Genomic DNA, 14,498 nt, shown 5'->3' on the forward strand with positions numbered 1-14,498 from the left:
GAAAAACACGAACTTTGCGGCAAATTACCGGCAAAGCATTGTCACTGAATCGTACATGACCGACCAAGCTATCCAGATTTCCGTTGTTATCCCGCTTTATAATGAAGAAGAGTCGCTGCCCGAGCTATGCGAGTGGATTGCGAGGGTTATGGACGAAAATCATTTCACGTACGAGGTCCTGCTCATGGATGATGGCAGCAGGGACCGCTCCTGGGAGGTGATACAACGGCTTTCACAGGAAAACCCCAATGTGCGCGGCATCCGTTTTGTGAGGAATTATGGCAAAACAGCCGCATTGCAAACCGGTTTTCAGGCGGTAAAAGGGAATGTGGTAATCACGATGGATGCCGATTTGCAGGACAGTCCGGACGAAATACCGGAACTGTACAGTTTGATCGTCAACGACCGTTATGACCTCATTTCGGGCTGGAAGAAAAAGCGCTACGACCCCATCACGAAAACGATCCCTACGAAGCTTTTTAATGCGGCCACGCGCCAGATCTCCGGCGTGCACCTGCACGACTTCAACTGTGGCTTAAAGGCTTACCGCAAGGATGTCGTCAAGAATATCACTATTTATGGAGAAATGCACCGCTACATCCCGGTGATTGCGAAATGGAATGGATTCGCGAAGATCGGGGAGAAGGTGGTGCAGCACCGGGCACGCAAATACGGTCACACAAAATTCGGCCTCGAACGGTTCATTTTTGGCTTTCTGGATTTGCTTTCGATCGCCTTTGTGAATAAGTTTGGACGGAGACCGATGCATTTGTTCGGCAGTCTGGGAACTCTTATGTTTTTTCTTGGAAGCCTTATAGCAATGTGGTTGATCGGGAAAAAAATATATAACATTTACAATTTGTTGCCTTACCGGAATGTTACCGAAAATCCGCTGTTCTTTCTGGCGCTGGTGGCGGTGACGGTAGGCTCTCAATTATTTCTCGCAGGATTTTTGGGTGAATTGTTTGTAAAGCAAGCTGTTTCAAAAACAGGAGACTACACGATTGCCGAGAAAGCAGGATTGTAGAAAATCAGGATTAGTATTCAACGAAATTTAAGTTTAAAAGTTATTACCTATTACACAACTAATGATCGCTAACGTACACAAGGCACATCCGTGGCACGGAATTCCAATGGGTGATAAGGCACCCGAATTAGTTACTGCATTTATTGAGATTGTTCCTACCGATACCGTAAAGTACGAAATTGACAAGGCCACCGGTTACCTTAAAATCGACCGCCCTCAGAAATATTCGAACATCGTTCCTGCATTGTACGGCTTCATTCCCAAAACCTATTGCGCGGATAAAATCGCCGCATTGGCGCGTGAGCGTTCCGGTCGCGATGTGACCGAAGGTGATGGTGACCCGCTGGATATCATTGTATTGTGCGAAAAAATCATTTCACACGGTAACATCATGTGCGAAGCGAAGCCTATCGGCGGTATTCGTCTGATCGACGGCGGAGAGGCAGATGACAAGATCATCGCCGTGCTGAAAGGCGACGAAGTGTACGGTCAGTTCAACGACCTGAGCGAACTGCCCGACGGTATCGTGGAGCGTTTGAAGCACTACTTCCTGACTTACAAAAACCTGCCTGGCGAGAAAGCGCACATTGAAATTACCAATGTGTACGGGAAGGAAGAGGCGCACGAAGTGATCCTCACGTCGGTAGAAGATTACAAGCATTCCTATTATTGAATCGACGCAGCATTGTAACGCCGGTTATCGGATGAGCATCCCATAACGCGACGGAATTTAGAGCCGCTCCTGCTAGGGGCGGCTTTTTTTAATTCGTATCTTTGCGCAAATTTTGACCAACCATTTGGCACTCGCTGCCAGGCATATATGAGTAATTTACAAGAAATTAAGAAGCGCCGCACGTTTGCGATCATCAGTCACCCCGATGCCGGGAAAACCACGCTGACGGAAAAGCTGCTCCTTTTCGGGGGCGCGATCCAGACGGCAGGGGCGGTGAAATCCAATAAGATCAAGAAAACGGCGACTTCCGACTTTATGGAGATCGAGAAGCAGCGCGGTATCTCGGTGGCGACGTCGGTAATGACTTTTGAATACAAAGACCTGCTGATCAACATCCTCGATACGCCGGGCCACAAGGACTTTGCCGAAGATACTTACCGCACGCTCACGGCGGTGGACAGCGTAATCCTCGTGGTGGACTGCGTGAAGGGCGTCGAGGAGCAAACCGAGCGCCTCATGGAAGTTTGCCGCATGCGCAATACGCCGGTGATCGTGTTCATCAACAAGCTCGACCGCGAAGGGCAAAACCCGTTCGAATTGCTCGACGAGCTGGAAAGCAAACTAAATATCCGGGTTCGTCCGCTTACCTGGCCGATTAATATTGGGGCCAATTTCAAAGGCGTTTACAGCTTGTACGAGCAAATGCTGTATTTCTTCAAAATCAACAAAACCAAAATCGAGGCGGACGTCGCGAAGGTGAACCTTGAAGACGAGAAATTGGAAGAATTGCTTGGTGAAAGAGATGCCAATCAGCTGACAGAGGACGTGGAGCTCGTAGAAGGCGTTTACGATGCATTCTCGGAGGAAGCGTATCAGAAAGGCCAGCTCGCGCCGGTTTTCTTCGGAAGTGCGATCAATAACTTTGGTATCAAGGAGTTGCTGGACACATTCTGCGAGATTTCGCCCATCCCGCAACCGCGCCCGACCGACGTACGCGAGGTGGAGCCAACGGAGCCTAAATTCACCGGTTTTGTATTTAAAATCCACGCCAACCTCGATCCCCGCCACCGCGACCGCATTGCGTTTCTACGCATTTGTTCGGGGAAATTTGAAAGGGGTAAATTCTATAAACATGTTCGTTTGGGCAAGGACGTGCGTTTTTCCAGCCCATTCACCTTCATGGCTTCGGACAAGAGCGTGATGGACGAAGGCTTCCCGGGCGATGTGGTCGGTTTGTACGACACCGGTAACTTCAAAATCGGCGATACATTGACCGAAGGCGAAGCCCTGCAATTCTCGGGAATTCCGAGCTTCTCGCCCGAGATTTTCAAAGAGCTGATCAACATGGACCCGATGAAATCCAAGCAATTGGAAAAAGGCATCCAGCAGCTCACCGACGAAGGTGTGGCGCAGCTCTTCACCCTCGATTTAGGCAATAGAAAAATCGTAGGTACGGTTGGAGAACTCCAATTTGACGTAATCCAATATCGACTTGAACACGAATATGGCGCCAAATGCCGCTGGGTGCCGATGAATATTTCCCGCGCCTGCTGGCTCACCGCCGACGACAAGCCGGCCATGGACCAGTTTGTCCGCCTCAAAGGCAACCAGATCGCCTATGACAAGGACCGCAACCCGGTTTTCCTTGCCGAATCCGAATGGATGATTCGTATGAACCGCGAAAACAACCCCGCCATTCACTTCCATTTTACATCCGAGTTTAAGACTGAAATGGCATTGTAATGTGCCGGTTTTAATACTGAATACGCAAAACGGGCTGTTTCACACGTATGAAACAGCCCGTTTTGCTTTCATTTGGCCCTAGTTGCGTGGTTCGCCTCCGCCACCTCCTCCGCCGCGGTTATTCCGGCGGTCTTCCAGCATGGTTTTGTATTTTTCCTGCTGTTCTACGGTCAGGATTTTGGCGAGTTCGGTGTTGAATGTTTCCATTGATGCGCGCATTTGTTCGCGGTCCATTTTCTGGGCATCCCGCATTTCCTGGATTTTCTGTGCGCGTGTCAGGCTCAGGTTGTAGACCTGCTTTTGCTGATCGTCCGAAAGTTTGAGATTTTCGGTCAGGGTTTTGGTCTGATTTTCGGCGCGTTGTTCGGCTGTCATATTGCCGCCGCCGCGTTGGGCGAAAGCTGTAAAGCTTGCAAAAGCCATCAAAATGGCCAACAGTGATTTTTTCATGGTCAAATAAGTTTAGATACCGCGGTTAGATACGAAAATGAACGGCAAGTTTAACCCGCTTTTGGAAATATTTACCGAAGCATCTTCGCGGCCAGTGCCACGGCAATGGCGCAGGTGTAGCTCATGAGCGTTCCCACGAGCACATATTCGGATTTCTTGCTGATGTACGCCGGTGGAATGCCCGTATCGGTCGCTTTATCATTGTACCGGAGGAGCGATTTGGCGGCGATCAGGAAGCCGATGGCTGAATATTGGTTTACTAATACAAAAACAAAAATGAGCAGACGCTCAGACATACCTATCCAACGGCCGGCATTGGCGAGGTTATCGTCGGCGTCCGGGGCCAGTTTGCTGAGTTCTTCCCGCCAGGGCCTGGTGAGGATACCAACCAGAAACGACACCGGAGACAGCGAAAGCAGCGCACCGGACACCGTTGCAAGGGTTTTGGGAGTGTTGATCCACGTAATAAATGACTGAAAACCAATGGGAATGCTGCTTGTCAGAATCACTGCAGTGAGCGCAATTGTGGCCAGGTGAGCAGCCTGGTCGGCGATGAACCATGTAAGCGAGCCCTTTTTGTCGAATGAGATTTTAACAAGGTCGATTACCCCGTGGGCAATGCCCAGCAAAATCGCCGGAAGCGGGTTTTTCCACTGATGCAGGGCAATATACGACACGATGATGACCAGCAATGTATGGAAATACAGGTAGCGCGACTTGTACTTTTTCTCTTTTTTGTCGGTTACCCAGCGGGTCGGCTGCCAGTAGAAATCTACGAGAATATGGGCCAGAAGCAGCAGCAAAAATTCTTTCATTGCAGGTTAGCGTTTGGTGTATAGTGATAACTGCTGCGGAAAGGTAGCAAGAAAACTTTCAATTGCCCACCACCGGGAAGCCGCAATGCGCTGGCTCGCTGCCGGTTGACTGATGGAAAGCATGTCGGCGATTTGAGTTACATTTTTGCCTTGCAGCAGGGCTTCAATCACCTGGCTTTGGGCCACGGTCCAGCTATCGATGACCGTTTCCAGCAGATCCAACGTGGCCGACAGCGGTTCCGAGGGCCTGGGCAGCGCAATGCCGATCCTGGCTTTCTGCCGGCGCATCGTATCAGCCAGGTGCCCCGATAACCTGAACGCCTCGCCATCGGAAGTCCCGGGGCGGTCGGTGAGCTGTTCGGTTTTGCCGATTCCGATGGCTATGCGCAGGTCGGCGGCGGGAGCCTGCTTGCGCATGGATGCGCGGGCGAGGATGGCAACGCGCATGGCTTCTTCCGGGTTTTTCAGCACGGCCTGGAAGCTGTCGCCACGGTATATTTCAGGCGCGAGCGTCCATTTAAAAGTCTGGTTCTGATGTAGAATGGCGAGCATTTCTTCCAGCCACAAAGTTGTTTCCTCGCGTGAAAACTGGGTATAGTTCACCATATCTGCGGTGATAACGGCCTGGAACGTCTTCATGAGTATAAGGCTTTTTGCTTATATATCACAAATATAAGCTAAAAACCTTATATCAGGCAGATATAAGGTAAAAACCTTATGCATTTTCCAGATAAGCCTTTGCCAAATGGGTCCATTCATCTTTCAAACTGCCCTTAAAAACCTCTGCTCCGGCACGTCTGTACCAATATCCGGCATTGAACGTGTCACCTTCGACGCGGTGGAGGTAGGCATGCAAACGGTCGTAAGAGCGCGTTCCTTCCTTGCTTTGTGCGATGTTGTGAGCCGCTTCCCAATCGCCTTTGGCGTCGTGCCAAAGTGCTTCCAGAAGCACTGGAAGGCCATTTGGAGGCGTGGGGAGTGTGAGTGTTTCCTGGAATTGTTCGAATGACATGGTGAGTGGATAATGATGGATGACGGAAAAAACCGGTTGCAAGATGCTAATATTTCGAAACAACATGAAAATTCTGCGGGCTAATTGTAACCTGGCCCGAAACGTGCCCCTGAGCCCTGATTTACCGATTTTACTTGTATATTGTACGGTATAATTGAAATCCCAAATCCATTTATGTTTAAAAAATTATCAACGATATTAGGCTGCACAACCCTGGCGATTTACTGCCATGCGCAGGAAACCTTCCCCCGCAACGGTGCCTACGATGAAAGAACCGGCCGGTACGCTTTCACCAATGCCACGATCGTAGCCGACCCGAAAACCACGATAGAAAACGCAACCATGCTGATCGAAAACGGGGTGATCCGTGAAACGGGCAAGCAGGTGAAAATCCCCGCCGGAACGGTTGCCATTGATTTGAAAGGCAAATTTATCTACGCTTCGCTCATCGAACTGGATTCCGATTATGGAATGCCGGAGGTGAAAAGAGCCCAAGGCGGAGGCGGGCGGCAAACCCCTCAGCTGGAATCGAACAAGAAAGGCGCCTTTGGCTGGAACCAGGCCATCCAGCCCGAAACGGATGCGAGTATCCTCTTTACACCCGATGATAGAAAGGCAGGCGACCTGCGTAAAATCGGCTTCGGCACGGTGCTGGTGCATGCGCACGACGGTATCGTGCGCGGGAACGGCGCACTCGTAACCCTCACCGACGAGCCCGCCAACAAGGCCATGCTGAACAGCCGGGCATCGGCCCACTTTTCGTTCAGCAAGGGAAGTTCCTCGCAAACCTACCCGTCGTCGGGTATGGGCGTAGTGGCGCTGCTGCGGCAGAACTATTACGATGGTGACTGGTACGCGAAAGGGGGAGATAATAAGGAAACCAACCTGTCGCTGGAAGCATTCAACCGGATTAAAGGATTGCCTTCTTTTTTCGAAGCGAATGATAAATACAGCGTTTTGCGGGCCGATAAAATCGGTGATGAATTTGGCATTCAATACATTATCCGCGGAGGAGGCGATGAATATCAGCGCATCCGGGAAATCCGCGAGAGCAAGGCTACATTGCTACTGCCGCTCGTTTTCCCGGACGCCTACGACGTTTCAGACCCGTGGGACGCGGAGATGGTGACCATGAGCCAGCTCAAACACTGGGAACTTGCGCCGGCCAATGCGTCGGAAGTGGCGAAGGCCGATATTCCGTTCGCTTTCACGGCCTCGGGCCTCCGAAACAAAGCGGATTTCTGGAAAAACCTGCGCACGGCCATTGAATACGGCTTGCCGAAGGAAAAGGCATTGGCGGCATTGACCACCCTTCCGGCCTCGCTCATCAAGGCGGACAAACAGATCGGCAGCCTCAAACCCGGCATGCTGGCCAATTTCATCATCACATCCGGCGACCTGTTTTCGAAGGATAATGTGATTTATGAAAACTGGGTCCAAGGCAAGAAATTCGTTCTCACGGCACTGGATGCGCCCGATATCAGAGGCAGCTACTCGTTATCGCTGAATAACCAGCCTGCCGGAAAATTGCAGATCACAGGCTCGCCGGAAAAGCCGGAGTACAAAATCGTTATCAGTGACTCGGTGCAAATCACGCCCAAAGCGATACTTTCCAACGCATTACTCACCTTGACCTACCAGCAGGACAAAAAAACTGGCGGGACGACCCGTCTGACGGGCTGGCTGAGCGGCAGCGGGTTTGCCGGGGAAGGCGTGCTGCCCAATGGAACCGTGATCCCATGGAGCGCGGCACTCACCGAAAAGTACCGGGCCATAGCAGCAGCCGATACGACCAAACCTAAAACCCGGGAAAATGGCCCGATCGTTTATCCATTCGTGGGCTATGGCAATGAAACATTGCCTGCCCGGGAAACCATCCTGATTAAAAACGCGACGATCTGGACAAACGAAAAGGAAGGTATTCTTCAAAATGCGGATGTGATCGTTCAAAACGGGACGATTACCAAGGTAGGGAAAGGGTTGGCTGCTCCCTCCGGCGCCAGGACGGTCGATGGAACGGGTAAGCACCTGACCAGCGGAATCATCGACGAGCATTCGCATATCGCACTTTTCAGTATCAATGAAGGCGGCCAGACGAGCTCGGCGGAAGTGCGTATGAGCGATGTGATCAATCCCGACGATATCAATATTTATCGCCAGCTGGCAGGCGGCGTTACGGCCTCGCATTTGCTCCACGGCTCGGCGAACTCCATTGGTGGCCAGAGCGCTATGATCAAGCTGAAATGGGGTGCCAGCCAGTCGGAAATGCTGATGCCTGGCGTGAAAACGATCAAGTTTGCATTGGGCGAGAACGTGAAGCAGTCGAACTGGGGCGATGTGCAGCGCGTGCGCTTCCCGCAGACGCGCATGGGCGTGGAGCAGGTTTATTTCGACCATTTTCTGCGTGCGAAAGAATACGCGGCAAGCTGGAAAAGCTACAATGCGAATGCTAAAAAGCAGAATGCGACCGCGCCTCGCCGCGATATCGAGCTCGATGCGCTGGCTGAGATCCTGGGCAACGAGCGGTTCATCACCTGCCACTCTTATGTGCAGTCGGAAATTAACATGCTGATGCACGTGGCGGATTCCCTGAAATTCAAAATCAATACATTTACGCACATCCTGGAAGGCTACAAGCTGGCCGATGGCATGCAGAAACGCGGCATCGGCGGCTCCACGTTCGCCGACTGGTGGGCATATAAAATGGAAGTGAAAGAGGCGATCCCGTATAATGCCGCACTCATGTATCACGAAGGTGTTACCGTGGCCATCAACTCCGACGACGCCGAAATGGCCCGCCGGCTCAACCAGGAAGCAGCCAAGACCGTCGAATATGGCGGCGTGCCGGAAGAGGAAGCGTGGAAAATGGTGACACTCAATCCCGCCAAACTGCTCCACGTCGACGATCGCATGGGCAGCGTGAAAGTGGGTAAAGATGCAGACCTGGTGCTTTGGAATGCCAGCCCGCTGTCGGTGTATGCAAGGCCTGAATTCACCATGATCGAAGGCACCATTTATTTTGACCGTAAGAAGGATGAGGAGAAACAGAAACTGATCGCCACCGAACGCGAAAGGCTGATCCAGAAAATGCTGGGCGAAAAGGCCGAAGGCAAGCCGACGCAAAAGCCGGAAGCGACCAAGCCCCACATGTGGCATTGCGAGGATGTTGTCGGCATCCACGCGGAACACGCGGAGGTGGGTAAGTAATACTGTTTCAATAGATTCAATTTGATATTCATGAAAAAATATACATTGATTGCCTGCCTGCTTTTTGGACTGTCGGCAGGATCGCAGGCGCAAAACCCGGCACCTGCCAAACCGCAGGCAAAGCCGATCGTCCTCACCGGCGCAACCATTCATGTCGGGAACGGGAAGGTGATCCCGAACGGAGCCATTGCATTCGACAAGGGCATTATCACGCAGGTAGGGCCTGCCGGTTCGGTAAGCGCACCGGCAGGGGCCGAAACGATAGACGTGAAAGGAAAGCACGTTTATCCCGGCCTCATCTCCCTCAACACAACCGTCGGTTTACAGGAAATTGCTTCGGTAAGGGCCACGCTGGACTACCAGGAAGTGGGTGAGATCAATCCGCACGTGCGCGCAATTGTGGCTTATAATACCGATTCCGAAGTGATTCCTACCTTGCGGGGCAACGGTATTCTATTGTCGCAATCGGTTCCGCAGGGCGGCGCGATTTCCGGGTCGTCATCGGTGTTTTACAGCGATGGCTGGAACTGGGAAGATGCCGTCCTAAAAAAGGACGACGGAATATGGCTAAGCTGGCCACCTTTTCTCGCGGGAAAGTTTGATAACGAGACATTTACCTACGCGATCAAACGGAACGAAAAGCGCCAGGAAACGATCGACCTCTTCAAAAAGACATTTGCAGAAGCAAAAGCCTACTCGGAAATCGCGAACCCAAGCCCGGTGAACCTGCGCCTTGCTGCGATGAAGCCGCTTTTTGAAGGAACAGCAAACCTCTACATCCGCGCCGATTACGCCAAGGATATCATCGAATCCGTGCGTTTTGCGAAGGAAGCAGGCGTGAAGAAAATCGTCATCGCAGGCGGTAACGAGGCCCACAAGGTGACTTCCTTCCTGAAAGAGCACCAGATTCCGGTGATCATCAACACCACACACCGGCTTCCCGACGGCGCCGACGAAAATGTATACCTGCCCTACGAGCTGCCGGGAATACTGCACAAAGCCGGTGTGATAGTAGCGATCACGTACGCCGACGAATGGTGGCGCACGCGTAACCTCGGTTTTCTGGCAGGCACCGCATCCGGTTTCAGCGACGTAGCGCCTGAGGATGCATTGCAATTTGTAACCCGCAACGCTGCCGACATCATCGGGGCCGGACAGCAGGTAGGCACGCTCGAAAAAGGAAAACAAGCCTCATTGCTCGTTTCCGACGGCGACATCCTCGACATGCGCGGAAACGTGGTACAAATGGCCTTCATCCGCGGCGGGAAAGTGAATCTGGATGACAAACAGAAACGGCTTTACGAGAAGTATAAGGAGAAGTACGGGAAGAAGTGATTCCTATGCACGGTTAAAATAAAAGGCATCCATCAACAAATCGATGGATGCCCTTTGCGTTGATATGACTGTCAAACCAGGTAAATCCCGTCTTCCTCAATCCGGATAATGCCTTGCTTGTACAAGCCGCCGATGGCTTTTTTGAAGACTTTTTTGCTGATTTTCAGGCGGGTGTATATTTCTTCGGGGGAGGAGTTGTCGGATAGGTTCAGGAAGCCGCTGCCTTTTTTGACTTCTTCCAGGATTTGCTTTGATACCGGTTCTACCACCTCGTAGCCAGCTTTTTGCAGGCTGATATCGAGCTTGTTTTCTTCGCGGATCTTTTTAACATACCCTTTGATCGAATCGCCTATTTGTAATGGTTGAAACACTTCATTGGCATAAATAAGGCCCTTGTGATATTGGTTTACGACCACATTGTAACCCAGGTCGGTTTTTTGCCAAACGAGCAGATTTACTTCCTCGCCCTCCTGCACCGTCAGTCGTTCGTTTTCCAGGAATTTATCGATTTTGGCGGAGGCTAGCAGGCGCTGCGATTTCTGGTCGAGATAGAGGAATACGACGTGCCATTCGCCTATTTCCATCGGCTGGGGTTGCTCGCGGAAGGGCACGAAAAGGTCCTTGATGAGGCCCCAATCGAGGAATGCGCCGTATTCGGAAACATCCTTCACTTCCAGGAATGCAAACTCGTTGCGGATGATTTTCGGCGTTTGCGTAGTCGCTACCGGCCGATCCTCGGAATCGAGGTAGACGAATACCTTGATCTGGTCGCCGACCTGCATGTCGTCGGTGATGTATTGATTTGGAAGAAGCACTTCTTCACCTTCCACATCGCTCAGGAACATTCCTACGCTGGTGACCCGCTCGATGGTCAGGTAATTGTATTTTCCGATAAATAGCATTATTCAAATAACGAGGTTTGCCGGCAAAGGTAGCGCTTTAAAGCCGTATTTACTCTTCATCACCCATTTCGCCGCCCTTTTCAAAGTTCTGCTTTTCCTTCGAGCGGTTCAGGCGGTATGAAAATGTCAGCAGAAACTGTCGTGGCCGCCATTGGAATACCGAATAGGAGTAATAGCCTGCATTCTCGGTTATGCTGCGTCGTTTTTGTGAATTGAGTAAATCGCGGACGCTCGCCGTGAGGGTGCCGCGGCCTTTGAGGATATCTTTGGATAAACCGAGGTCGATAAAGTAAATGGACAGGTCTTTTCCCTGCGTGGTACGCCTCGGCGCGCGGTAGTTGAACGACGTCTGGAAGTCAACAGACCCGAACAATGTGACACGCGACGATAACCGGCTCGTCCAGGAATAAGTGTCGCTCGAATACAGCCTGTCGTTATAATAACCCTCGTTCATCGCCCTGAAAATATTCGCATTGGCCGTCAGTTTCCACCACGGTGCAGGGTCATAAGTGAGGTTGAATTCAAATCCGTACGAATCGCCTGTGGCGAGGTTAATGGGGGTGATGGTGGTGAAACCGGTAGAGTCGACCGAAGTAATGTTCTCCACCACACCCAGCCTGCGGCGGTAGTAAATGCTGGAAAGCAATGTCCCCTTTTCCATATTAATCAAATGCCCTGCCTCGAATGAATGCGTGAACTCGGGGTTCAGCAGCGGGTTACCGGCGCGGAAAACGCGGGAATCGCTAAAATTTGAGAATGGGAGCAGATCGCGGAAGCTCGGGCGGCTCAGGCGGTAGCTGTAACTGAGCTGCAAAGTTTGCGCGTCTTGCAGCTTGTAGGATAAGTGAATGCTTGGGAAGAGGTTGAAATACCGGCGGTGATTGGTCTCACCGGTCTTTTTCAGTTCGGTCAGGATGTCGGAGTATTCTCCGCGCAAGCCGGCCTGCACAAATACTTTTCCGAACTGGTTGCTGGCCATCAGGTAGGCCGCGTGGATTTTCTCGTCATAGGCCAGCCGGTTGTCGAAGTCCGGAAGGATTACCCAGTAATTGGACTCCTGCTCCTGGTGCACCGAAAAATCATTGTCCAGCAGCCTGATGGAGGTTTTTAACCCGGCTTCCACCTTGCCGTCCTTGCCAAACGGGTGAATGTAATCCAACTGGGCGAGGAAGTTCTTCTCATCTTCGGTGTTGTACGATCGCTGGCGGATATCAACCGAATTGTTGTTAGCCACCTCACGGAACCGCGATGCCTCCGTTTCGTCGCTCAGAATGTATTTCGCGTCGAAAGTCAGGCTTTGCCCTTTTCTCTCAAACGTCTTTACGTAATTGAACGCCGCCTCGATGTTCGTCCGCGGTTCGGTTTCATTCTCCGTACGTGTGACGGTGCGGGTGAGTAGGTTGTTCATGTCAAAGTCGCGGTATTCGAGCTGCGACTTGTTGTCGTTTTGCGAGCGGCGGTAGGAGAGGGTGGCCGTGATGGTGTTGTAGTTGTTCAGGAAATAATCGAGGCCTACGCGGACGTTGTTGGAGTAGCCGGCGCGGTTGCGGCGGTTGGTTTGCTCATACACGAAGCTGGTGTCGGCGCTGTTGTATTCCTGCCTGGAATGTCCCCGGCCAGGGCCGTCGCGGTACATCCAGCCGTAATTTGCGATCAGGTTCACCTTCTTTCTGCGGTAGTTCACATTGAACGACGCCCCGAAGTTGGAAGGATAGCCGGCCGTTCCCGTAAATGTCCCGTTTAGCCCATAGCGGATATTTTTTTTCATGACAATATTCAAGATCCCCACTTCCCCCTCGGCGTCGTAGCGCGACGACGGGTTGGTGATGATCTCCACGCTTTCTATCAGATCCGCCGGAATTTGCCGCAGCGCCTCGGCCGGGTTGAGCCCGACCATACCCGACTGCTTGCCGTCTATCAGAATGCGGACATTCCCGCTTCCGCGTAATGCCACGTTACCTTCCACATCCACGGTCACCGACGGCATATTGTTGAGGATATCCGACGCATTGCCTCCAATATTCGCAAGGTCTTTGCCTACATTAAAAACCCGTTTATCGAGTTGAAGGTCCATCTGGCTTTTTTCGCCCTGCACCACGAGCTCTTCCAGCACGCGGGCGTTGGAGGTAAGGGTGATCGTGCCTAGGGCCACGGGCTGCGCCGCCACGCGGATGTTAGGGACGATTTTTTCGTCCATAGCCAGAAAGGTAATTTTGAGCAGGTAGCTGCCCGGCTCGGCAGGAATGTTGAAAAGACCGTTTTCATCGGCGGTGCCGCCGCCGATCAATGCGGAATCACGCGCTGCGAGGAGCGCGACATTGGCAAAGGGGACCGGTTTTTTGTCCGAATCTTCAAGCTTACCGGTAATGGGGTAGGTGTGTGCAGGTTCATCCTGCGCCAGGAGCTGAAAGCCTGGTAATGCGAGGAATGAAACGATCAGCAATAGTTTCTTCATGACGGCGGTGGCCATAGCGCCCGGCATTGCCCGGCAATATGTTAGGTTGAAGGTGAGCCCGTTAGATTGAAAAGCCGCCCGAAGGTTTAATGGCTTTTTAATCTTCATGAAAAAAAATTGCGTGCCAGCTCCGGCTAGGGTTACGGAATGTGTATCTGACTCATTTCCTGTGCTTTTTGGAGCGTTTCCATGCTGCCGATGTCGATCCAGTACCCCGAGTCCTGGGGCACACCCGCGACATGCAATCCCGCATGCATCGCCGACTCGATCAGCTGCCAGCCTTCGTAGGCAATGCGTTTCGGGAGGAGGTTCAATACCTTTTGGTTGAAAATATAAACACCTGCATTTACCATTAAATCATACTCCGGTTTTTCGGAAAAATGGCTGATATCGCCGTTTTGGTTTATTTCTAACACGCCGTAAGGCACTTTTACGGTGTTAGGAACCGCCAGAACGGCCATATCGGCCTGGCGTGCGAAGTAGGTCGAGCAGAAGTGGTGCACGTCGAAATTGGCATACACGTCGCCGTTGATGACCAGGAAGTGCTCATGCGGCCAGCGCTGTTTGAGGGTTAATGCGCCAATGCTGCCCATCGGAATGCGCTCTTTCACGTACCGCAGCGTCACGCCCGGTTCGCAGCCGTCGCCGAGGTATTCGATCACCTGCTCAGCCAGATGTCCTACCGAAATGTGTATTTCACGGAGGCCGAATGAGGCCAGATGGTCGATCAGATGCCGGATAATGGGCTTCCCGCCCACCGGGATGAGCGATTTGTGGGTATTATCGGTGAGTGGTTTCAGCCGGGTTCCTTTGCCTCCGGCCATGATCACGACATTGACAGGCCAGTAGTTTGGTTCGATGTTCCAATGCATAGGTTTT

The 14,498-nt window shown here is 52.0% G+C and carries 12 protein-coding genes; 5 read left to right on the forward strand and 7 right to left on the reverse strand.

The window, feature by feature from the left end; all coding sequences use genetic code 11:
* The first annotated feature begins 55 nt into the window (after positions 1 to 55).
* The 3 genes from DFER_RS25510 to DFER_RS25520 all read left to right on the forward strand — a co-directional run bounded on the left by DFER_RS25510 (position 56) and on the right by DFER_RS25520 (position 3,443).
* Positions 56 to 1,027, forward strand: coding sequence for a glycosyltransferase family 2 protein (locus tag DFER_RS25510; protein ID WP_015814561.1), 972 nt, complete (start codon positions 56 to 58; stop codon positions 1,025 to 1,027).
* A gap of 61 nt (positions 1,028 to 1,088) precedes the next feature.
* Positions 1,089 to 1,700: an inorganic pyrophosphatase gene (locus tag DFER_RS25515; RefSeq protein WP_019942513.1), complete on the forward strand. Its 612-nt coding sequence runs from the start codon at positions 1,089 to 1,091 to the stop codon at positions 1,698 to 1,700.
* A gap of 147 nt (positions 1,701 to 1,847) precedes the next feature.
* Positions 1,848 to 3,443 carry a peptide chain release factor 3 gene (locus tag DFER_RS25520; protein ID WP_015814563.1) on the forward strand — a complete coding sequence of 532 codons (1,596 nt, stop codon included), beginning with the start codon at positions 1,848 to 1,850 and terminating at the stop codon, positions 3,441 to 3,443.
* Positions 3,444 to 3,521: 78 nt separating this feature from the next.
* On the opposite strand, the gene DFER_RS25525 is transcribed toward DFER_RS25520, so the two are convergent.
* From DFER_RS25525 to DFER_RS25540, 4 genes are all read right to left on the reverse strand, one after another.
* Positions 3,522 to 3,893 (reverse strand): DUF4890 domain-containing protein, encoded by a 372-nt coding sequence (locus DFER_RS25525; protein WP_015814564.1) that lies wholly within the window; start codon positions 3,891 to 3,893, stop codon positions 3,522 to 3,524.
* A 71-nt stretch (positions 3,894 to 3,964) separates the two neighbouring features.
* Positions 3,965 to 4,708: a DUF3307 domain-containing protein gene (locus DFER_RS25530; RefSeq protein WP_015814565.1), complete on the reverse strand. Its 744-nt coding sequence runs from the start codon at positions 4,706 to 4,708 to the stop codon at positions 3,965 to 3,967.
* Positions 4,709 to 4,714: 6 nt separating this feature from the next.
* Complete coding sequence (locus tag DFER_RS25535; protein ID WP_015814566.1) at positions 4,715 to 5,347, reverse strand: hypothetical protein; 633 nt, start codon at positions 5,345 to 5,347, stop codon at positions 4,715 to 4,717.
* Between the two features lie 76 nt (positions 5,348 to 5,423).
* Positions 5,424 to 5,720, reverse strand: coding sequence for a hypothetical protein (locus tag DFER_RS25540; RefSeq protein WP_015814567.1), 297 nt, complete (start codon positions 5,718 to 5,720; stop codon positions 5,424 to 5,426).
* 174 nt (positions 5,721 to 5,894) lie between these two features.
* Here DFER_RS25540 and DFER_RS25545 point away from each other — a divergent pair, with 174 nt between their 5' ends.
* The gene (locus DFER_RS25545; protein WP_015814568.1) at positions 5,895 to 8,927 is read left to right on the forward strand and encodes an amidohydrolase family protein; all 3,033 of its coding nucleotides are present in this window, start codon (positions 5,895 to 5,897) and stop codon (positions 8,925 to 8,927) included.
* Between the two features lie 30 nt (positions 8,928 to 8,957).
* The gene (locus DFER_RS25550) at positions 8,958 to 10,262 is read left to right on the forward strand and encodes an amidohydrolase family protein (protein ID WP_015814569.1); all 1,305 of its coding nucleotides are present in this window, start codon (positions 8,958 to 8,960) and stop codon (positions 10,260 to 10,262) included.
* 71 nt (positions 10,263 to 10,333) lie between these two features.
* Here the strand turns inward: DFER_RS25550 and DFER_RS25555 are convergent, their stop codons facing one another.
* The 3 genes from DFER_RS25555 to DFER_RS25565 form a co-directional block, all read right to left on the reverse strand.
* On the reverse strand, positions 10,334 to 11,164 hold the full coding sequence (locus tag DFER_RS25555; RefSeq protein ID WP_015814570.1) for a CvfB family protein: 831 nt from the start codon (positions 11,162 to 11,164) through the stop codon (positions 10,334 to 10,336).
* A gap of 49 nt (positions 11,165 to 11,213) precedes the next feature.
* Positions 11,214 to 13,619: a TonB-dependent receptor gene (locus DFER_RS25560; RefSeq protein ID WP_041736684.1), complete on the reverse strand. Its 2,406-nt coding sequence runs from the start codon at positions 13,617 to 13,619 to the stop codon at positions 11,214 to 11,216.
* A 140-nt stretch (positions 13,620 to 13,759) separates the two neighbouring features.
* Entirely contained in the window at positions 13,760 to 14,491 is a 732-nt protein-coding gene (locus tag DFER_RS25565) for a nucleotidyltransferase family protein (protein ID WP_015814572.1), read from the reverse strand.
* Between the last annotated feature and the right edge of the window lie 7 nt (positions 14,492 to 14,498).

This window comes from Dyadobacter fermentans DSM 18053, from assembly GCF_000023125.1.
GTDB classification, from domain to species: Bacteria; Bacteroidota; Bacteroidia; order Cytophagales; family Spirosomataceae; genus Dyadobacter; species Dyadobacter fermentans.

Excerpts from the sequence above, each read along its gene's own strand:
- DFER_RS25520 (WP_015814563.1), top strand. The coding sequence starts at position 1,848 with ATGAGTAATTTACAAGAAATTAAGAAGCGCCGCACGTTTGCGATCATC.
- DFER_RS25515 (WP_019942513.1), top strand. The coding sequence starts at position 1,089 with ATGATCGCTAACGTACACAAGGCACATCCGTGGCACGGAATTCCAATG.
- DFER_RS25555 (WP_015814570.1), bottom strand. The coding sequence starts at position 11,164 with ATGCTATTTATCGGAAAATACAATTACCTGACCATCGAGCGGGTCACC.
- DFER_RS25540 (WP_015814567.1), bottom strand. The coding sequence starts at position 5,720 with ATGTCATTCGAACAATTCCAGGAAACACTCACACTCCCCACGCCTCCA.
- DFER_RS25545 (WP_015814568.1), top strand. The coding sequence starts at position 5,895 with ATGTTTAAAAAATTATCAACGATATTAGGCTGCACAACCCTGGCGATT.
- DFER_RS25530 (WP_015814565.1), bottom strand. The coding sequence starts at position 4,708 with ATGAAAGAATTTTTGCTGCTGCTTCTGGCCCATATTCTCGTAGATTTC.
- DFER_RS25510 (WP_015814561.1), top strand. The coding sequence starts at position 56 with ATGACCGACCAAGCTATCCAGATTTCCGTTGTTATCCCGCTTTATAAT.
- DFER_RS25535 (WP_015814566.1), bottom strand. The coding sequence starts at position 5,347 with ATGAAGACGTTCCAGGCCGTTATCACCGCAGATATGGTGAACTATACC.
- DFER_RS25550 (WP_015814569.1), top strand. The coding sequence starts at position 8,958 with ATGAAAAAATATACATTGATTGCCTGCCTGCTTTTTGGACTGTCGGCA.
- DFER_RS25565 (WP_015814572.1), bottom strand. The coding sequence starts at position 14,491 with ATGCATTGGAACATCGAACCAAACTACTGGCCTGTCAATGTCGTGATC.
- DFER_RS25525 (WP_015814564.1), bottom strand. The coding sequence starts at position 3,893 with ATGAAAAAATCACTGTTGGCCATTTTGATGGCTTTTGCAAGCTTTACA.
- DFER_RS25560 (WP_041736684.1), bottom strand. The coding sequence starts at position 13,619 with ATGAAGAAACTATTGCTGATCGTTTCATTCCTCGCATTACCAGGCTTT.